Here is a 17498-nt window from a genome sequence, read left to right as displayed (position 1 = left end):
CTTGTCTCCTGGGATGCGGGGCGGCCCGGCGCTGCTAAGAGCTCATTGATCGCATGCTTGCGCACAGGATGCAGGCGCAATTTGGCACGACCGTTCGTTCTGTGTCAACGGGGGAAATCGCTCGTTTGGACTGCAATGCAGGCCAAAATAGGGAAAACACCTGGCGCTGAAGGTGCGCTTGAAGTGTGCCGTAAGACTATGTAATACAAGGGGATTGCCGGAATTATCCGGTTTGAATTGCGATAGAGATGGTTGATGCGGTAGTTCTGCATTGCAGAACTATCAAACAACAGACTCAGCGCGCACCGAACGTTTCTATCAGCATGTCGACGAATGCCTTGACCCGTGCCGTCATCTGCAATTGTTGCGGGTACACGGCGTAAATATCGGCATCGGGCGTGCGGTATTCCGGCAATACGTGGATCAGACGGCCATCGGCGAGGTACTCCGCGATGTCCCATTCCGCCCGCATCAGGATGCCGTGACCGTCGAGCGCCCACTTCACCGCGATCTCGCCGTCATTGGTGGTGAGGTTGCCGCGCACTCGCACGGTCTCGGTCTTTTCGGCCGCGCCGCGTCCGCTGGTTAAACGCCATAACCCGTAGCCATCGTCGCCTTGACGAATGCCGATGCAATTGTGTTGCGATAACTCCGCCGGACTGCGCGGTGCGCGTCGTTTGGTGAAATACGTTGGTGATGCGCACAGCAGCCGACGGTTGGACGCGACCCGGCGCGCAATCACGCGCGCATCCGATGGTTCGCCGAAACGCACGCACACGTCGAAGGCGTCGTCGCTAATCGGTGGCGGGTCAACGGAGAGTTGCAGCTGCACGTCCACCTCGGGAAAACGCCGCACGAATCGGGAAATGAGCGGCGCCACGTGACTGCGGCCGAAACCGAGCGTCGCGTTCACGCGCAACAGGCCTTTCGGGGCTGCTTGCGAGCCGCCGAGCAACTGGGCCAGGTCGTCCATTTCGCTCAGGATGCGCCGTGCGCGGGTGAGATAAAGCTCGCCCTCCGGCGTAAGGCTCATCCGCCGGGTTGTGCGATTCACGAGCGACACGCCCGCGCGCGATTCCATCTGCGCCAGATGCTTACTCACGGCCGCCGTGCTCAAGCCGAGTTCGCGTGCAGTCGCGGTCAGGCTGCCGCTTGCAGCGAGCGTGGAGAAGAAGGCGAGATCTTCCGGTTGTATCGACGAAGTCATGTTGAGTGGGCCAACGAGCGGGCCGTCGAGCAGCCCATTATTAACTTCAGGTTAAGGATGCTTTGAGTCTAGCAGCGTTTTCGCGTGCGGTTGTCGTTCTAGGATGCAGCCATACGTTCAACACCAAGGAGACGCCCGTGAAAACCTATCGCATCGCAACCATTCCCGGCGACGGCATCGGCAAGGAAGTCGTGCCCGCGGGCCAACAGGTTCTCGAAGCCATCGCTGCGCGAAGCGACGCCTTCCAGTTCGAGTTCGAGAATTTCGACTGGGGCGGCGATTTCTACCGCCAGCACGGCGTGATGATGCCGGCCGATGGGCTGGATGCCATCCGCAACAAGGATGCGATTCTGTTCGGCTCGGCAGGCGACCCGCATATTCCCGATCACGTGACGCTTTGGGGTTTGCGCCTGAAGATCTGTCAGGGCTTCGATCAGTATGCGAACGTGCGTCCCACCCGCATCCTGCCAGGCATCGACGCGCCGTTGAAGCGTTGTGGGCCGAAGGATCTCGACTGGGTCATCGTTCGCGAGAACTCGGAGGGTGAGTATTCCGGCGTAGGCGGACGTGCACACCAGGGCCATCCGATCGAAGTCGCCACCGATGTTTCGATGATGACCCGCGCGGGCGTCGAACGCATTCTTCGATTCGCGTTCCGCCTCGCCCAGTCGCGGCCGCGCAAGCTGCTGACGGTGATCACCAAGAGCAATGCGCAACGCCACGCGATGGTGATGTGGGACGAGATTGCCCTGGAAGTCTCAAAGGAATTTCCTGACGTCAAATGGGACAAGGAACTCGTCGACGCTGCCACCGCGCGCATGGTCAACCGTCCCGCCACGCTCGACACGATAGTCGCCACGAATCTTCACGCGGACATTCTCAGCGATCTGGCAGCGGCACTGGCCGGCAGCCTCGGCATCGCACCGACCGCGAATCTCGACCCCGAGCGCCGCTATCCCTCCATGTTCGAGCCGATTCACGGTTCCGCTTTCGACATCATGGGTAAGGGTCTCGCCAATCCGGTCGGCACGTTCTGGTCGGTTGTGATGATGCTTGAGCATCTTGGCGAGATGGCCGCTGCCCAGCAATTGATGAGCGCGATCGAACGCATCACGGCCGACCCGGCGTTGCACACGGGCGACCTCGGCGGAACGGCCACGACCGTGCAGGTGACCGATGCCGTTTGCGCGATCCTCGCCGCGAAACCAGCGACGGAGTTCAAGGCCGCCTGAGCACGCAAGACGTAGTACGCGATACACAACGCCCGCATTAGACAAAAACAAAACGCCCGGACGACTACGTCACGGGCGATTCAAAGACTGGAGACTGGCATGGCCAATGAATTGCAAGCCCGTGTGGTTCGCAAGCTGACGTGGCGCATTTTGCCCTTCGTCATGCTGCTTTATTTTGTGAGCTTTCTCGATCGCGTGAACGTCGGCTTTGCCGCGCTCACGATGAACAAGGACCTCGGCCTCTCGCCGACCATGTTCGGGCTCGGCGGCGGCATCTTCTTTCTGGGGTATTTTCTGTTCGAAGTGCCCTCGAACCTCATTCTGAACAAGGTCGGTGCACGCATCTGGATTGCACGCGTTATGGTGACGTGGGGGCTGGTGTCGGCGGCCTCCGCGTTTGTCGTCGGGCCGAATTCGTTCTATACGCTGCGCTTTTTGCTCGGTGTGGCCGAAGCCGGTTTCTTCCCCGGCATCATTCTTTATCTCAGCCAGTGGTTTCCTGCACGGCAGCGCGCAGTCGCGGCGGCCGCGTTCATGGCGGCCGCGCCTTTGTCGACCGCAATCGGATCGCCCATTTCAGGCGCCATCATGCAGATGCCGGCCCTGTTCGGCTTGAAAGACTGGCAATGGCTCTTCCTCATCGAAGCAATTCCAGCCGTCGTACTCGGGTTCGTGGTTCTGAAAGCGCTCACCGATTCGCCGGAAAAGGCGAAGTGGCTTGCCGCCGATGAGAAAGCGTGGCTCATCGCAACGCTGCGCGAAGAACGCGCGGGACGAGAATCGCAGGCAGGCCATGCTGCGGGTGCACTCGCAGCGCTGCGCGACCCGCGGGTGTGGATCATGTCGATGATCTACTTCGGCACCTCCGCGGGACTTTATACGCTCGGGCTGTGGGCGCCGTTGATCATTCGTCAATTCGGCTTTAGCGCACTAGGTACCGGTGCGTTGAACGCGATTCCCAGCGTGCTGGCTGTGATCGGCATGGTGATGTGGGCGCGCCATTCGGATCGCACTGGCGAGCGCACGTGGCATGTGGTGATTCCGTGCGTCGCTGCCAGCATCGGGCTCGCATGGGCAGGCTTTGCGGATACCGTCCTTGGGGTGGTGCTCGCACTGATCCTCGTGAACGTGGGCATCAGCGCGGCCAAGGCGCCGCTGTGGGCCATGCCGAGTACCTTTCTCTCTGGCGCCGGTGCGGCGGCCGGTATCGCCATGATCAACTCGATCGGCAACCTCGGCGGCTTCGTCGGTCCGTTTGCGATCGGCTGGCTGAAGAGTGTGACGGGGGGATATGCGGCCGGACTTTATGTCGTAGCGGCAAGTCTTGCGGTATCAGCCATGCTCGCGTTGGCTGTCGGCCGGCGAGGATATCGGGCGGCGCCTGCGCCGCAATGATCTCGCCAGGTTTCTGATTGGCTTCCTGATTGACGATGTGCCTCGCTCCCGCGCCAGTTGTTGTCCAATGACCTGGTGCGAATAATGATTAGCGCGGAAGGGCAAGGCATCATCGCGCGTATTCAATGCTTGAACAGTCGCGAGTCCTTACCCGCGAAATGCATCGTCGAAGATTGCGAAAAGCTTGTTGGGGGTGCGCCGTAACCTGAGCTGTCACCGTAGCCCGACATCTTGTGCGAGGGCTGCTGATATTGCGTACCTGCCTGATTGTTCTGTGTGTCGTGCATCGAGACGGTCGGTGCGGGTGTCGTATCGTTCATCGGTGCGTTCATCTGCTGCGCAAACGACAGGGTAGGGATGGCGACGATCGAAGCAATGAGCATGACGTGTTTGAGTGCTTTCATGAAGGCTCTCCAATAGTGTGATGGTGCCACGTCGACCATTCCGGCCGACGCGTACCCACAGAATAAGAAGCTTTCCTTAACTTCTCCTTAGGGGCGCTCAAACAACTTTCTTCCGCATTTTCAATCCCCATCCCAACCATGGCGTTCACGCCATTCACGTTCGTGCTCCTCATGCTCATGGTGGCGCCACCGCCGTTCGCGCCACTCCTGCCGCTCATGCCATTCACGGGCACGCCAGTCGTCGCCGTAGCCGTAGCCATATTCCACCACGGGCGGGGGCGCATAAACGACCGGCGGAGGCGCAATGTAGGCCGGCTGGGCAGGCACGAAAACCGGCCCGGGAATGCCGATGCCGATGCCCACATCGACGTGCGCGGAAGCGGCTGTGGAAGCCATTAATATCGCGCCGCCGAGAATCACTGATAATAGGTTCTTGCGCATGTTTTTCTTTTCGCCCGATGGTGGCGGGCGATGACAGTGAAGATGGTGCGCAGTTTAGGCAGGGCCGCGGTTTGCAGGTGCAAGAGGGATGCGAGATTGGTAACACGGAGTAACGGCGCGCAGCCTTAAGGTTGCCCTAATCTTGCGATCTGGTATTTTTCGCGGAGAGACCGTCTGCTGCAGGTGGTTCGCGCCCGTCATGGGGCCTCGATCATTGATCATGGGGTCCAGCTCGCGGACGCGCAACAACGCCCGCTGAGGAGCGGTGCGCTTGCTGCGTTGCGGCAAAATGCGCCTGCCACGTCATCCGCACAGACTTTTTTCCCTCCAGGCGGCCCTCACTTGCTCTGGCGCGACACGGACGGCCACCCACTCCAACACCCCGCAAACCCTTTACCAGAAGGGCTTCGCCCGCCACCAGCCAGCGCCCGCGCACTGGCGGTGTCGCATTTCCACATGTGCTTGTCGCAAATAGTCGGCTAGGCGTACTTTTTTCTGGCAACTATGTATGCACAGCGCGGACGGACGTCCGCCACGCGAGGAGAGCATTCAATGAATTCCCCCAAGGTCGTGGTCGAAGGGTTGTGCAAGGTGTTCGGCACCAACCCGAAACAGGCGATCGGCATGCTGGCAGGCGGCGCAACCAAAGAGGAAGTGTTTGCGCGCACCGGCCAGATAGTCGGTGTCCACAACGTTTCGTTCGAAGTCAAGGAAGGCGAGATCTTCGTGCTGATGGGCCTCTCGGGCTCCGGCAAGTCGACGCTGATTCGCCTGATCAACCGTCTCGTCGAGCCGACGGCCGGCAAGGTGCTGATCGACGGCCGCGATGTGGCCAGCGTGCCGCGCGCGGAATTGACGGCGCTGCGCCGCAAGGACATGAGCATGGTGTTCCAGTCCTTCGCGCTGATGCCGCAACGCACGGTGCTGTCCAACGCCGCGTTCGGGCTGGAAGTGGCGGGCATCGGCAAGAAGGAGCGCGAGAAGCGCGCCATGACCGTGCTCGAGCAGGTCGGCCTCGCGCCGTTCGCGCAAAAGCTGCCGGCCCAGTTGTCCGGCGGTATGCAGCAACGTGTGGGTCTGGCACGGGCGCTGGCGGTCAACCCGTCGTTGATGATCATGGACGAGGCGTTCTCCGCGCTCGATCCGCTCAAACGCAAGGAAATGCAGAACGTGCTGCTCGATCTGCAACGCGAGCAGCAGCGCACCATCCTGTTCGTGTCGCACGATCTGGAAGAGGCGATGCGCATCGGCACCCGGATCGCGATCATGGAAGGCGGCAAGGTCGTCCAGGTCGGCACGCCCCAGCAAATCATCACCAATCCCGCCGACGACTACGTGCGCGCGTTCTTCGAAGGCATCGACACCAGCCGCTATCTGACGGCCGGCGACCTGATGCAGACGGACGCCGTGCCGCTCATGCAGCATTCGCCGCAGATCGACGCCTCGAGCGTGGCCGCCACGCTTAACGGCAGCGCCGAATACGCGTTCGTGCTCGACAGCGAGCGCAAGTTCCGCGGCTTCGTCTGCCGCGACGCGATGGGCAGCGCATCGCCGCAGCTCAATCACATCGAGTGCATCCGCCGCACTACGCCGCTGGACGACGTCGTCGAGCGCGTGGTGGCGAGCCGTGCGCCGCTGCCGGTCGTCGAAGCGGACGGCTCCTACTGCGGTTCGGTCAACAAGACGAACGTGCTGAACGTTCTCACGCGCCATCGAGGTTCCCATGTCTGAAGTCATTCCACTTGGCGCCTGGGTCGATCACGGCGTTCACTACCTGCTCGACCACGACGCTAAAACCTTCGACTCGATCGGCAAGGTCATCGAGAGTTTTGCCGCGCTGATCGAGCACGGCCTGCAAGCGGTACCGATGTGGGCGCTGATGGCGTTTTTCGTCGGTGTCGGTTTGTGGCGGGTGGGCTGGCGTTTCGCGCTGTTCACCTTGCTGGCGATGCTGCTGATCTACGGCACCGGCTTCTGGGATCAGATGGTGATCACGCTCGGTCTCACGCTCTCGTCGACCTTGATCAGCCTGCTGCTCGGCGTGCCGCTCGGCATCTGGACCGCGAAGAGCCGCACCGTCGAAATGATGGTGCGTCCTGTGCTCGATCTGATGCAGACCATGCCCGCGTTCGTCTACCTGATTCCGGCGGCGATGCTGTTCGGTCTCGGCCGCGTGCCGGGGATTCTTTCCACGGTGATCTTTGCGATGCCGCCTGCGGTGCGTCTCACGTCGCTCGGCATCAAGCATGTGAATCGCGAGATCGTCGAAGCAGGGCAGGCGTTCGGCTGCACGCCCTTGCAATTGCTCTATAAGGTGCAGTTTCCGAACGCGCTGCCGTCGATCATGACCGGCGTGAACCAGACCATCATGATGGCGCTTTCGATGGTGATCATCGCCTCGATGGTCGGCGCGGGCGGTCTCGGCAACGACGTGCTGGCGAGTATTCAACGGCTCGATATCGGCTTGGGTTTTGAAAGCGGCCTCTCAGTGGTGATGCTGGCGATCATTCTCGACCGCATCACGGAAAGTTTCGGCCGCTCGCCGGGTACGGCGCGGGCGCCTCTGTTGTCGGGCTTGCGCAGCGTCATGAAGGTGCGCCGGGCGCCGGCGGCCCAGCACGGCTGAGCCGCCTATGAAGCGCGACGCGATCTCTCCAGTTGTTGAGGCCCCATCCGATTCGCCGCTGTCCGGGCTCGCGCACTTCGGCTTTCTGACGCTGCCGAACTTTTCGATGATCGCGTTCACGAGCGCGGTCGAGGTTCTGCGCATGGCCAACTACGTGGGCCGCGCGCAGCACTACACATGGTCGGTGATTACACCGGACGGCGAGCCGGCGCGAGCGAGTAACGGCATCACCGTGAAGCCGACCACGACGCTGGCCGAAGCGGGCATGCCGGATGTGCTGATCGTCTGCGCCGGCTGGCATGTGCGCGACTACGTGGACGAGACGATCATCGCGTTGCTGCAAGATGTTGCGTCGAAGGGCATTCCGCTTGGCGGCATTTGCACGGGACCGTACGCACTGCTGGCCGCGAATCTGCTCGACGGTTATCGCTGTACCGTGCATTGGGAAGACATGTCGCCGTTGCACAAGAGTTACCCGCACGTACGTTTTGCCGACGAACTGTTCGTGATCGACCGTGACCGGATGACCTGCACCGGCGGCACCGCGCCACTCGATCTGATGCTGAACCTGGTCGGCATGCGCCTCGGCCATGCAGTCGCGGCGCAAGTGTCCGAACAGTTCATCGTCGAGCGGATTCGTGGCTCGACGGATTATCAGCATATTCCCGTCGATGCACGGGTCGGTTTCTCGCGAGCGGAATTAATCGAAGTCGTGCGCTTGATGGAAGCGAATATCGAAGAGCCGTTGTCGCTCGACGAGCTCGCGCGGCTCGTACATCTGTCTCAACGTCATCTGCAGCGCATGTTCAAGATGTTTCTGAGCGTATCGCCGACGCATTATTACCTGACCTTGCGTTTGCGTCGTGCGCGTGAACTGCTGCGCAATACTGATGCGTCGATTGCGCGGGTAACGGCAGTATGCGGCTTTCATTCGCCGTGTCATTTCAGCAAGGCCTATCGCGCGCAGTTCGGTCACGCGCCGAGTGTGGAGCGACGCTTGTCGGCGTAGACAAGTCTGCATAAGTAAGTTGACGTCAATGAAGTCGACGCAAGAAGTCGCACTTTGAAAATCCGATTATTAAAACCAGTAAAGCATCAATCACCCAAAGGGAACGCCATGAAACGTTTGTGGGCTGCGTCGTTGTGCGCGCTGTCGGTGTCATATGTCCTTGCCGCGGAACCTGCCACCTGCCGGGACGTCCGGTTCGCCGACGTTGGCTGGACCGATATCGCGGCGACGACCGGTCTCGCTTCGACCGTGCTTGAAGGGCTCGGCTATAAGCCGACCAAAACGATCGCTTCGGTGCCGATCACCTTTGCGGGTGTGAAGAGCAAGCAGATCGACGTGTTCCTCGGCTACTGGTCGCCGACCATGGACCCGATGATCGATCCGTTCAAGAAGGCCGGCCAGCTTACCGTGCTGCCGACGCCGAACCTGACTGGAGCGAAATACACGCTGGCCGTGCCGGATTACGCGTATCAGGCGGGCATCAAAACCTTCACCGACATTGCGAAGAACTACGACAAGCTCGACGGCAAAATCTATGGCATCGAGCCGGGTAACGACGGCAATGCGCTGATCAAGAAGATGATCGACAGCAACCAGTACGGTCTTGGCAAGTTCAAGCTGGTGGAGTCGAGCGAGGCAGGCATGCTGGTCGAAGTGAATCGCGCAGTTCGCGCCAAGAAGCCGATCGTGTTCCTCGGTTGGGAACCGCATCCGATGAACGTGCAGATGAAGATCGATTATCTGTCCGGCGGTGACGACGTGTTCGGCCCGAACTACGGCGAAGCCAGAGTGCTGACGGTCACGCCGAGCGATTACTCGACGCGTTGCCCGAACGTCGCGAAGCTCGTGTCGAACCTGCAGTTCACGACGGATATCGAAAACCACGTGATGCTGCCGATCATGAACAAGACGGATCCGAACAAAGCGGCGAAGGACTGGCTGAAGGCGAATCCGGCTGTACTCGACAAGTGGCTTGCCGGTGTGAAGACCTTTGATGGGAAGGATGGGTTGCCGGCGGTGAAGGCTTATGTTGCTGGGAAATGAAGGTTGAGAGTTTGGGTTTAGCTTTCGCGCCATTCCGGCGGCGCGAAAGCGGGACCGCTAAACCCTGACGACAAACAGCGTGCTCAGATCGCCTGAGCCCGCCCCGGAAAGGTTTCGTCATAGCCTGAACCGTCATCGACTTCAGCCGCCGTACCGCGTTGCTCGCGGTACATCATCGGCGGCAAACCGAACTGCTTGCGGAATTCGCGGCCCAGATGCGAGGCATCGGAAAAGCCGCAACTCGACGCGATATCCGCTACCGTTTTATCCGAACTCGTCAACAGCCAGGCGGCAGTGCGCAAACGCACCTGCTTCGCGTAGGCCTGAGGCGCCTTACCGGTTTGCGCCTTGAAGAGCCTTTCGAGCTGCCGCGGCGACAGATCGAGTTTGCGCGCCAGTTCATCGAGCGATAGCGATCGCCCCACATGCTGTTCCATCAGCAGAATCGCGCGCTTCACCTTTGGATGCGCGGCAGGTGCCAACCCAGGTGGATGCGGCTGCGGTGCGTTGCCCTTCTGCATATCGTCCACCAGCAGAATCCGCAACGCCTTCTGCACCGTGGCCGTTTCAAAGTGACGCAGCAGAATCGCGGCCGCCACGTCGATCGACGCCCGCCCACCGGAACACGTGATGCGCCGGCGGTCGATCACAAATAGCCGATCCGCCACCAACGCCTCCTCGTTGACCGCCGGAAAGCGCTCGATGAAATCCCAGTAGTGAAACCAGCTCACGCAGATACGGTGGCCTTCCAGAACGCCCGCGCGCATCAGCGAGAACACGCCGGTGCACATGCCGACGAGCGTCGCATCGGTGGCGGCGGCGCGGCGGATGAAGGCTAGCGTCGCATCGTTCGCAGCCGGCCCTGAATGCAGCAGGCCGCCCACCACAACGACGTAATCGAAGGGCTCGGCGTTGTCGAATGTTTCCCACGGCGTGATCTGGATCCCGCAACTGGCACGCACCGGAGCGAGGGTTTCCCCTATCACGCTCCACGAGCAGCGCACGGGCTTGCTGAAGTCGCCTTCGTCCGCGGACAGGCGCAACAGGTCGACGAAACCCGAGAACGCCGTCAGCGTGAAGTTCGGCAGCAGGATGATACCGAAGCGGATGCGTTGCTTCGAGGTGCCGTCGATCGATTGAAGGGGAAGCGGTTCAGCGGAATTCATGCATGCAGCCAGCAAGGGAAAGGGGTTGAAACAAGCATAGCACCGGGGACAGGGACGCTTAAGCGGCTCATGTCGCAAATGCGTCAGAAGTCATCGCAAATCCGCCGCAGCGCTTGGCCGGCGGCCCGCTTGACGCCACTATCCCACTGTCATGCCGTTTTTATTCTATCGGTCCAATTTGACGTGCGGTGCAATAGGGGCTAGTTCAAGCCAAACCCGGCACCCAAGGTATCGCAACGTATAAGGCACGTCATGAACGTCAGCGTCTTCGATCTGTTCAAGATCGGCATCGGTCCCTCAAGCTCGCACACCGTCGGGCCGATGATTGCTGCTTGCCGTTTTGCCTCGCATATCGAAGACGCCAATCTGCTGAGCTTCGTGCGGCGCGTCAAGGTCGAGCTGTTCGGCTCACTCGGCGCGACCGGGAAAGGGCATGGCACGGACAAGGCGGTGCTGCTCGGCCTTGAAGGCAATCTGCCCGATCTGATCGACCCGGACGTGATCGAACCGCGCCTCCAGGCGATTCGCGAAACGAAACAACTGGTGCTGCTCGGCAAGCATCCGGTCAAATTCGACGAGCGCGAACAGATCGGCTTCTTTCGCAAGCTGATGCCGGGCGCGCCGGGCTCGAGCATCGTGCATCCGAACGGCATGCGTTTTCAGGCCTTCGACGAGAACGGCCAGTTGCTGGTGGAGAAGGAGTATTACTCGATCGGCGGCGGCTTTGTGATCAATCGCGAAGGCGATCGCGTCAATGGATTGCGCGCCGGCGCGGAGGTGCCGTTTCCGTTTCGCACCGGCGACGATCTGATGCGTGTCTGCCGTGAAACCGGTTTGTCGATCGCGCAGGTGACGCTGCGCAACGAATGCGCGTCGCGTACCGAACAGGAAGTGCGCGAAGGGCTGCTGACGATCTGGCGCGTCATGTCCGCCTGCGTAGAACGTGGCTGCAAGGTGCGTGGCGAGTTGCCAGGCCCGATGCACGTGAAGCGCCGCGCCGCCGACCTGTGCGCGCAATTACGATCGCGTTCGGAAGAATCGCTGCGCGACCCACTGTCGATGCTCGACTGGGTCAACCTCTACGCGATGGCTGTGAACGAAGAGAACGCAGCGGGTGGGCGTGTCGTCACGGCGCCGACCAACGGCGCGGCCGGCGTGATTCCCGCGGTGCTGCATTACTACGTGAAGTTCATGCATGCGTCGAACGACGAGGGCATCGTCACCTTCCTGCTGACGGCTGCGGCGATCGGCATTATCTACAAGGAAACCGCTTCGATCTCCGGCGCCGAAGTGGGCTGCCAGGGCGAGGTCGGCGTTGCGTGCTCGATGGCCGCCGCGGCGCTCGCTGCCGTGATGGGCGGCACGCCGACGCAAGTCGAAAACGCCGCCGAGATCGGCATGGAACACAACCTCGGCATGACCTGCGACCCGGTCGGCGGCCTCGTGCAGATTCCCTGCATCGAACGCAATGCGATGGGCGCGATCAAGGCGCTCAACGCGGCGCGCATGGCGATGAAGGGCGACGGCCAGCACTACGTGTCGCTGGACAACGTGATCAAGACGATGCGTGAAACCGGCGCGGATATGAAGACCAAATACAAGGAGACGTCGCGCGGTGGACTCGCCGTGAACGTCATCGAGTGTTGAACAAGTTGAGAATCAAAGAGTAACAACAGGACCCAAAGGACCAACAATGAGCCGCTATTCGATATTCAGCCTGTTGCGCAACGGGATGTCGTATCACGAGAACTGGGAGCGTCAGTGGAAGAGCCCCGAGCCTAAGCGTGAATACGACGTCGTGATCGTCGGCGGCGGCGGGCATGGCCTCGCCACTGCCTATTACCTCGCGAAGGAGCATGGTGTGCGCAATATCGCCGTGCTGGAGAAGGGCTGGATCGGCGGCGGCAATACCGCGCGCAATACGACCATCGTGCGCTCGAATTACCTGTGGGACGAATCGGCCGCTCTCTACGAGAAGGCGATGAAGCTGTGGGAAGGTCTCTCGCAAGACCTGAACTACAACGTGATGTTCAGCCAGCGCGGCGTGATGAACCTCGCGCACACGCTGCAGGACGTGCGCGATACTGAGCGCCGCGTGAATGCAAACCGGCTGAATGGTGTGGATGCCGAGTTCCTCACGCCGGAGCAGATCAAGGAAATCGAGCCGACCATCAATCTGAACAGCCGCTATCCGGTGCTCGGGGCGTCGATTCAACGTCGCGGCGGTGTGGCGCGACACGATGCAGTAGCGTGGGGCTTCGCACGCGGCGCGGATCAGCATGGTGTCGATATCGTGCAGAACTGCCAGGTCACGGGGATTCGCCGCGACGGTAGCCAGGTGGTTGGCGTGGATACCACCAAGGGTTTCATCAAGGCGAAGAAGGTCGCGGTGGTCGCGGCGGGCAATACGTCGTCGCTCGCCGATATGGCGGGTATCCGTTTGCCTTTGGAGAGCCATCCTTTGCAGGCTTTGGTCTCCGAGCCGATCAAACCGGTCGTCAATACGGTGGTGATGTCGAACGCGGTGCACGCGTACATCAGCCAGTCCGACAAGGGCGACCTGGTGATTGGCGCGGGCGTCGATCAGTACACGGGCTTCGGTCAGCGCGGCAGCTTCCAGATCATCGAAGGCACGCTCGAAGCGATCGTCGAAATGTTCCCGGTGTTTTCGCGCGTGCGGATGAACCGCCAGTGGGGCGGCATCGTGGATGTATCGCCGGATGCGTGCCCGATTATCAGCAAGACCGACGTGAAGGGGCTTTATTTCAATTGCGGCTGGGGTACGGGTGGCTTCAAGGCGACGCCTGGGTCGGGGTGGGCTTATGCACACACGATCGCGAAGGACGAGCCGCATCCGCTGAACGCGCCGTTCTCGCTGGATCGTTTTTACACCGGCCACCTGATCGACGAGCACGGCGCTGCCGCTGTTGCCCACTAACGCACATTAGGAAAACCAGATGCTTCTGATCGAATGCCCTTGGTGCGGGCCACGCGCCGAAACCGAATTTTCCTGCGGCGGCGAAGCGGATATTGCGCGCCCGCTCGACACCGACAAGCTCACCGACAAGGAATGGGGTGACTACCTGTTCATGCGCAAGAATTCGCGCGGCGTGCATCGCGAGCAATGGATGCACGCGCAAGGATGCCGCCGCTGGTTCAAGGCCCAGCGCGACACCGTGAGCTACGAGATTCAGGGCTACGAGACGTTCGAACGTCCTCTGCTCGCGATGGACAGCAACGAGGCTAACGCACAAGACAAGGCACACGAGGGCAAGGCACCATGAGCCAGAAAGACCGACTCCCCAGCGGCGGACGCATCAACCGTGCGATCGTACTGAACTTCACGTTCAACGGGCGCAAGCTTCAGGGTTATCAGGGCGACACGCTCGCGTCCGCGTTGCTCGCGAACGGCGAACACTTCGTGGCGCGCAGCTGGAAGTACCACCGGCCGCGCGGCATCGTGACGGCGGGTGTGGAAGAGCCGAATGCGGTTGTGCAGCTCGAAACCGGCGCATACACGGTGCCGAACGCGCGTGCGACTGAAGTGGAGTTGTATCAGGGACTCGTCGCGACCAGCGTGAACGCGCAGCCGAGCATCGAAAAAGACCGCATGGCGATCAACCAGAAGTTCGCACGCTTCATTCCGGCGGGCTTCTACTACAAGACCTTCATGTGGCCGCGCAAATTCTGGCCGAAATATGAGGAAGTGATTCGCGATGCGGCCGGTCTCGGCAAGGCGCCCGAGCAAACCGACGCGGACCGCTACGACAAGTGCTTTGCGCACTGCGACGTGCTGGTGGTCGGCGGTGGCCCGACGGGGCTGGCGGCCGCGCATGCGGCGGCATTGTCCGGCGCACGCGTGACGCTGATCGACGATCAGCCGGAACTCGGCGGCTCGCTGCTGTCGTGCCGCGCGGAGATCGACGGCAAACCGGCGCTGCAATGGGTCCACAAGATCGAAGACGAACTGCGGCAGATGCCGGACGTGAAGATCCTGTGTCGCAGCACCGCATTCGGTTACCAGGACCATAACCTCATCACTGTCACGCAACGGCTCACCGAGCATCTGCCGGTGTCGCAGAGAAAGGGTACGCGCGAACTGATGTGGAAGATCCGCGCGAAACGCGTGATTCTCGCAACAGGCGCGCATGAGCGGCCGATCGTATTCGGCAACAACGATCTACCGGGCGTGATGTTGGCCTCGGCCGTGTCGACCTATCTGCATCGCTATGCGGTGCTACCGGGCCGCAATGCCGTCGTGTTCACGAACAACGATGACGGCTATCAATGCGCGCTCGATCTGAAAGCGGCCGGTGCTCAGGTGACGGTCGTCGATCCGCGCGCGGCCGAGTCGAAGGGCACGCTGCCCGCGCTCGCACGGCGCTATGGCGTCAAGGTGATGAACGGTGTGGCTGTGACAGCCGCGCACGGCAAGCTGCGGGTTGCCTCGGTCGAAGTGGCGTCGTATTCGAACGGACAGGTCGGTGCGAAGCAGGGCGATCTACCCTGCGATCTGCTCGCGATGTCCGGTGGCTGGAGCCCGGTGCTGCATCTGTTCGCGCAATCGGGCGGCAAAGCGCACTGGCATGACGACAAGGCCTGCTTCGTGCCGGGCAAGGCGATGCAAGCCGAGACGAGCGTTGGTGCGTGTGCCGGCGATTTCACGCTAGGACAGGGGATTCGCTTCGCGGTCGATGCCGGTGTCGAGGCGGCGCGTGCAGCGGGGCACATCGTTGCGCGGCCGAATCCGGTGCACGTGGCCGAGGTTAGCGAAACGAAGATGCAGCCGCTGTGGCTCGTCGGCGGCCGCGAACTGGCGACGCGCGGGCCGAAGCAGTTCGTCGACTTCCAGAACGACGTGTCGGCAGCCGATATTTTTCTCGCGGCGCGCGAAGGTTTCGAATCGGTCGAACACGTGAAGCGCTATACGGCGATGGGTTTCGGCACCGATCAGGGCAAGCTCGGCAACATCAATGGTATGGCGATTCTCGCGCAGGCGCTCGGCAAGACGATTCCCGAAACCGGCACGACGACGTTCCGTCCGAACTACACGCCGGTTACGTTCGGCACGTTTGCGGGTCGGGAGCTGGGTGAGTTTCTCGATCCGGTGCGTAAGACCGCGGTGCACGAATGGCACGTGGAAAACGGTGCGGCGTTCGAGGACGTCGGCAACTGGAAGCGCCCCTGGTACTTCGCGAAGGCCGGCGAGGACATGCATGCCGCGGTGGCACGCGAGTCGCTCGCGGTGCGCACGAGCGTCGGCATTCTCGACGCTTCGACGCTCGGCAAGATCGACATCCAGGGCCCCGATGCGGCGAAGCTGCTGAACTGGGTCTATACGAATCCGTGGAGCAAGCTGGAAGTCGGCAAGTGCCGCTACGGCCTGATGCTCGACGAAAACGGCATGATCTTCGACGACGGCGTGACCGTGCGTCTTGCCGACCAACACTACATGATGACGACCACCACGGGTGGCGCAGCGCGCGTGCTGACGTGGCTCGAACGCTGGCTGCAAACCGAGTGGCCGGATATGCGCGTGCGTCTCGCTTCCGTGACGGATCATTGGGCGACGTTTGCGGTGGTCGGTCCGAACAGCCGCAAGGTCCTGCAGAAAGTTTGCCACGACATCGACTTTGCGAACGCGGCGTTCCCGTTCATGAGCTATCGCGAAGGCACCGTGGCGGGTGCGGCATCGCGCGTGATGCGGATCAGCTTCTCGGGCGAACTGGCTTATGAAGTGAACGTGCCCGCGAACGTCGGCCGCGCGGTGTGGGAGGCGCTGATGGCTGCGGGCGCGGAATTCGACATCACGCCGTATGGCACGGAAACCATGCACGTGCTGCGTGCCGAGAAGGGCTACATCATCGTCGGCCAGGACACGGATGGGTCGATGACGCCGTACGACCTCGGCATGGGCGGGTTGGTCGCGAAGTCGAAAGACTTTCTCGGCAAGCGTTCATTGACGCGTTCGGATACGGCGAAGGCCGGCCGTAAGCAACTGGTCGGGCTGCTCGCGGACGATCCGTCGTTCGTGATCCCCGAAGGTTCGCAGATTGTCGCGGGTCCGTTCCAGGGCGATACCGCACCGATGCTCGGCCACGTCACGTCGAGCTATTACAGCCCGATCCTGAAGCGCTCGATTGCAATGGCGGTAGTGAAGGGCGGTCTCGACAAGATCGGCGAAACGGTCACGATTCCGCTCGCGAGCGGTAGACAGATTGCGGCCAAGGTCACCAGCTCGGTGTTCTACGACAGCGAAGGAGCACGTCAACATGTGGAATGAAACAAGAGGGACAGTGTCGGCGGTGGATCGCGCTGTCGGCCAGCAAACGGGCGTGTGGCAGGAGTCGCCGCTGGTGGGCGCGGATGCACTGCTGAAGAAGCATCAGGCGACGGTGTCGGCGGCGTTCCGTTTGAGCGAGCGGCCGTTCCTGGAACTGGTGAACGTGCGTGGCGACACGCGTGACGCGGCGTTCGTGAGCGCGGTGGAAAGCGTGATCGGCTGCCGGCCGCCCGAGAAGGCGAACACCATTGCACGCGGTAATGGCTACGACATGCTGTGGCTTGGCCCCGACGAGTGGCTGGTGCGCTCGGCCATGGCACACGACGCGACGCGTACCGCGCCGTTGCAGGCGAAGCTCGGTGCGGCATTTGTGGGCGTGTTCGCGTCGGCGGTGGATATCGGCAGCGGCTATACGGTGCTCGAGATCAGTGGCACGCGGACGCGTGAAGTGCTGGCGCGCGGTTGTCCGCTCGATCTGCATCCGAAACTGTTCAGCGAAGGGCAGTGCGCACAGAGTCACTTCTTCAAGGCGTCGATGACGTTGTTGCCCACCGGCGCAGACAGCTTCGATATCATCGTGCGCCGCAGTTTTGCGGACTACTTTGTCAAGATCATGCTCGATGCGGCCGAGCCGTTGATGTCGTGAAGCGCGGCGAGCGGTGTCTTGCTTGTGAGGCTCCGCTCTCCACTT

General features: G+C 61.5%; 15 protein-coding genes. 11 read left to right on the top strand and 4 right to left on the bottom strand.

Annotated features, from left to right (window positions below):
- Nucleotides 1-295: 295 nt before the first annotated feature.
- Complete coding sequence (locus KHO30_RS33015) at nt 296-1207, bottom strand: LysR family transcriptional regulator (RefSeq protein ID WP_211703438.1); 912 nt, start codon at nt 1205-1207, stop codon at nt 296-298.
- Between the two features lie 137 nt (nt 1208-1344).
- On the opposite strand from KHO30_RS33015, the gene KHO30_RS33010 reads away from it, so the two are divergent.
- The gene (locus KHO30_RS33010) at nt 1345-2439 is read left to right on the top strand and encodes a tartrate dehydrogenase (RefSeq protein ID WP_200620516.1); all 1095 of its coding nucleotides are present in this window, start codon (nt 1345-1347) and stop codon (nt 2437-2439) included.
- A 99-nt stretch (nt 2440-2538) separates the two neighbouring features.
- Nucleotides 2539-3834, top strand: coding sequence for an MFS transporter (locus KHO30_RS33005; RefSeq protein ID WP_211703437.1), 1296 nt, complete (start codon nt 2539-2541; stop codon nt 3832-3834).
- Between the two features lie 122 nt (nt 3835-3956).
- Here the strand turns inward: KHO30_RS33005 and KHO30_RS33000 are convergent, their stop codons facing one another.
- Both KHO30_RS33000 and KHO30_RS32995 read right to left on the bottom strand, forming a co-directional pair.
- Nucleotides 3957-4238, bottom strand: a complete 282-nt coding sequence (locus KHO30_RS33000; RefSeq protein WP_093644477.1) for a hypothetical protein — start codon at nt 4236-4238, stop codon at nt 3957-3959.
- Nucleotides 4239-4358: 120 nt separating this feature from the next.
- Entirely contained in the window at nt 4359-4679 is a 321-nt protein-coding gene (locus KHO30_RS32995) for a hypothetical protein (protein ID WP_093644475.1), read from the bottom strand.
- A 552-nt stretch (nt 4680-5231) separates the two neighbouring features.
- Between KHO30_RS32995 and KHO30_RS32990 the strand changes: the two genes are divergently transcribed.
- The 4 genes from KHO30_RS32990 to KHO30_RS32975 all read left to right on the top strand — a co-directional run bounded on the left by KHO30_RS32990 (nt 5232) and on the right by KHO30_RS32975 (nt 9358).
- Nucleotides 5232-6410, top strand: coding sequence for a quaternary amine ABC transporter ATP-binding protein (locus tag KHO30_RS32990; RefSeq protein WP_093644473.1), 1179 nt, complete (start codon nt 5232-5234; stop codon nt 6408-6410).
- Nucleotides 6403-7305 carry a choline ABC transporter permease subunit gene (gene choW, locus KHO30_RS32985; RefSeq protein WP_093644471.1) on the top strand — a complete coding sequence of 301 codons (903 nt, stop codon included), beginning with the start codon at nt 6403-6405 and terminating at the stop codon, nt 7303-7305. Before KHO30_RS32990 ends, choW begins: the two co-directional genes overlap by 8 nt.
- 7 nt (nt 7306-7312) lie before the next feature.
- Nucleotides 7313-8314, top strand: coding sequence for a GlxA family transcriptional regulator (locus tag KHO30_RS32980; RefSeq protein WP_054038684.1), 1002 nt, complete (start codon nt 7313-7315; stop codon nt 8312-8314).
- A 108-nt stretch (nt 8315-8422) separates the two neighbouring features.
- Nucleotides 8423-9358, top strand: a complete 936-nt coding sequence (locus KHO30_RS32975; RefSeq protein ID WP_211703436.1) for a choline ABC transporter substrate-binding protein — start codon at nt 8423-8425, stop codon at nt 9356-9358.
- Nucleotides 9359-9441: 83 nt separating this feature from the next.
- Here KHO30_RS32975 and KHO30_RS32970 read toward each other — a convergent pair whose 3' ends face one another.
- On the bottom strand, nt 9442-10524 hold the full coding sequence (locus tag KHO30_RS32970) for a GlxA family transcriptional regulator (protein ID WP_093644465.1): 1083 nt from the start codon (nt 10522-10524) through the stop codon (nt 9442-9444).
- 252 nt (nt 10525-10776) lie between these two features.
- On the opposite strand from KHO30_RS32970, the gene KHO30_RS32965 reads away from it, so the two are divergent.
- Genes KHO30_RS32965 through KHO30_RS32945 form a run of 5 tightly spaced genes read left to right on the top strand, consistent with a single transcriptional unit; the run spans nt 10777 to nt 17453 of the window.
- A complete protein-coding gene (locus KHO30_RS32965) occupies nt 10777-12171 on the top strand; it encodes an L-serine ammonia-lyase (RefSeq protein ID WP_211703435.1) in 1395 nt (464 codons plus the stop codon).
- Nucleotides 12172-12217: 46 nt separating this feature from the next.
- Nucleotides 12218-13462 carry a sarcosine oxidase subunit beta family protein gene (locus tag KHO30_RS32960; RefSeq protein ID WP_054038698.1) on the top strand — a complete coding sequence of 415 codons (1245 nt, stop codon included), beginning with the start codon at nt 12218-12220 and terminating at the stop codon, nt 13460-13462.
- Nucleotides 13463-13481: 19 nt separating this feature from the next.
- Complete coding sequence (locus KHO30_RS32955) at nt 13482-13808, top strand: sarcosine oxidase subunit delta (RefSeq protein ID WP_054038700.1); 327 nt, start codon at nt 13482-13484, stop codon at nt 13806-13808.
- Entirely contained in the window at nt 13805-16807 is a 3003-nt protein-coding gene (locus KHO30_RS32950; protein ID WP_211703434.1) for a sarcosine oxidase subunit alpha family protein, read from the top strand. The genes KHO30_RS32955 and KHO30_RS32950 overlap by 4 nt, the downstream gene beginning before the upstream one ends.
- A complete protein-coding gene (locus KHO30_RS32945; protein WP_093644458.1) occupies nt 16797-17453 on the top strand; it encodes a sarcosine oxidase subunit gamma in 657 nt (218 codons plus the stop codon). Before KHO30_RS32950 ends, KHO30_RS32945 begins: the two co-directional genes overlap by 11 nt.
- Nucleotides 17454-17498 lie beyond the last annotated feature (45 nt).

The sequence above is a fragment of the Paraburkholderia aspalathi genome, assembly GCF_905220735.1.
In the GTDB taxonomy this organism is placed as follows: Bacteria; Pseudomonadota; Gammaproteobacteria; order Burkholderiales; family Burkholderiaceae; genus Paraburkholderia; species Paraburkholderia aspalathi.
Note: the sequence above shows the minus strand (reverse complement) of the source record. Positions and strands in the feature narration are given on the sequence as shown.

What these genes read in the sequence shown, in the direction of transcription:
- KHO30_RS32995 (WP_093644475.1), bottom strand. Translation starts at nt 4,679, where the DNA reads ATGCGCAAGAACCTATTATCAGTGATTCTCGGCGGCGCGATATTAATG.
- KHO30_RS32980 (WP_054038684.1), top strand. Translation starts at nt 7,313, where the DNA reads ATGAAGCGCGACGCGATCTCTCCAGTTGTTGAGGCCCCATCCGATTCG.
- KHO30_RS32955 (WP_054038700.1), top strand. Translation starts at nt 13,482, where the DNA reads ATGCTTCTGATCGAATGCCCTTGGTGCGGGCCACGCGCCGAAACCGAA.
- KHO30_RS32975 (WP_211703436.1), top strand. Translation starts at nt 8,423, where the DNA reads ATGAAACGTTTGTGGGCTGCGTCGTTGTGCGCGCTGTCGGTGTCATAT.
- KHO30_RS33000 (WP_093644477.1), bottom strand. Translation starts at nt 4,238, where the DNA reads ATGAAAGCACTCAAACACGTCATGCTCATTGCTTCGATCGTCGCCATC.
- KHO30_RS32965 (WP_211703435.1), top strand. Translation starts at nt 10,777, where the DNA reads ATGAACGTCAGCGTCTTCGATCTGTTCAAGATCGGCATCGGTCCCTCA.
- KHO30_RS32950 (WP_211703434.1), top strand. Translation starts at nt 13,805, where the DNA reads ATGAGCCAGAAAGACCGACTCCCCAGCGGCGGACGCATCAACCGTGCG.
- KHO30_RS32945 (WP_093644458.1), top strand. Translation starts at nt 16,797, where the DNA reads ATGTGGAATGAAACAAGAGGGACAGTGTCGGCGGTGGATCGCGCTGTC.
- KHO30_RS32990 (WP_093644473.1), top strand. Translation starts at nt 5,232, where the DNA reads ATGAATTCCCCCAAGGTCGTGGTCGAAGGGTTGTGCAAGGTGTTCGGC.
- choW (WP_093644471.1), top strand. Translation starts at nt 6,403, where the DNA reads ATGTCTGAAGTCATTCCACTTGGCGCCTGGGTCGATCACGGCGTTCAC.
- KHO30_RS32960 (WP_054038698.1), top strand. Translation starts at nt 12,218, where the DNA reads ATGAGCCGCTATTCGATATTCAGCCTGTTGCGCAACGGGATGTCGTAT.
- KHO30_RS33015 (WP_211703438.1), bottom strand. Translation starts at nt 1,207, where the DNA reads ATGACTTCGTCGATACAACCGGAAGATCTCGCCTTCTTCTCCACGCTC.
- KHO30_RS33005 (WP_211703437.1), top strand. Translation starts at nt 2,539, where the DNA reads ATGGCCAATGAATTGCAAGCCCGTGTGGTTCGCAAGCTGACGTGGCGC.
- KHO30_RS32970 (WP_093644465.1), bottom strand. Translation starts at nt 10,524, where the DNA reads ATGAATTCCGCTGAACCGCTTCCCCTTCAATCGATCGACGGCACCTCG.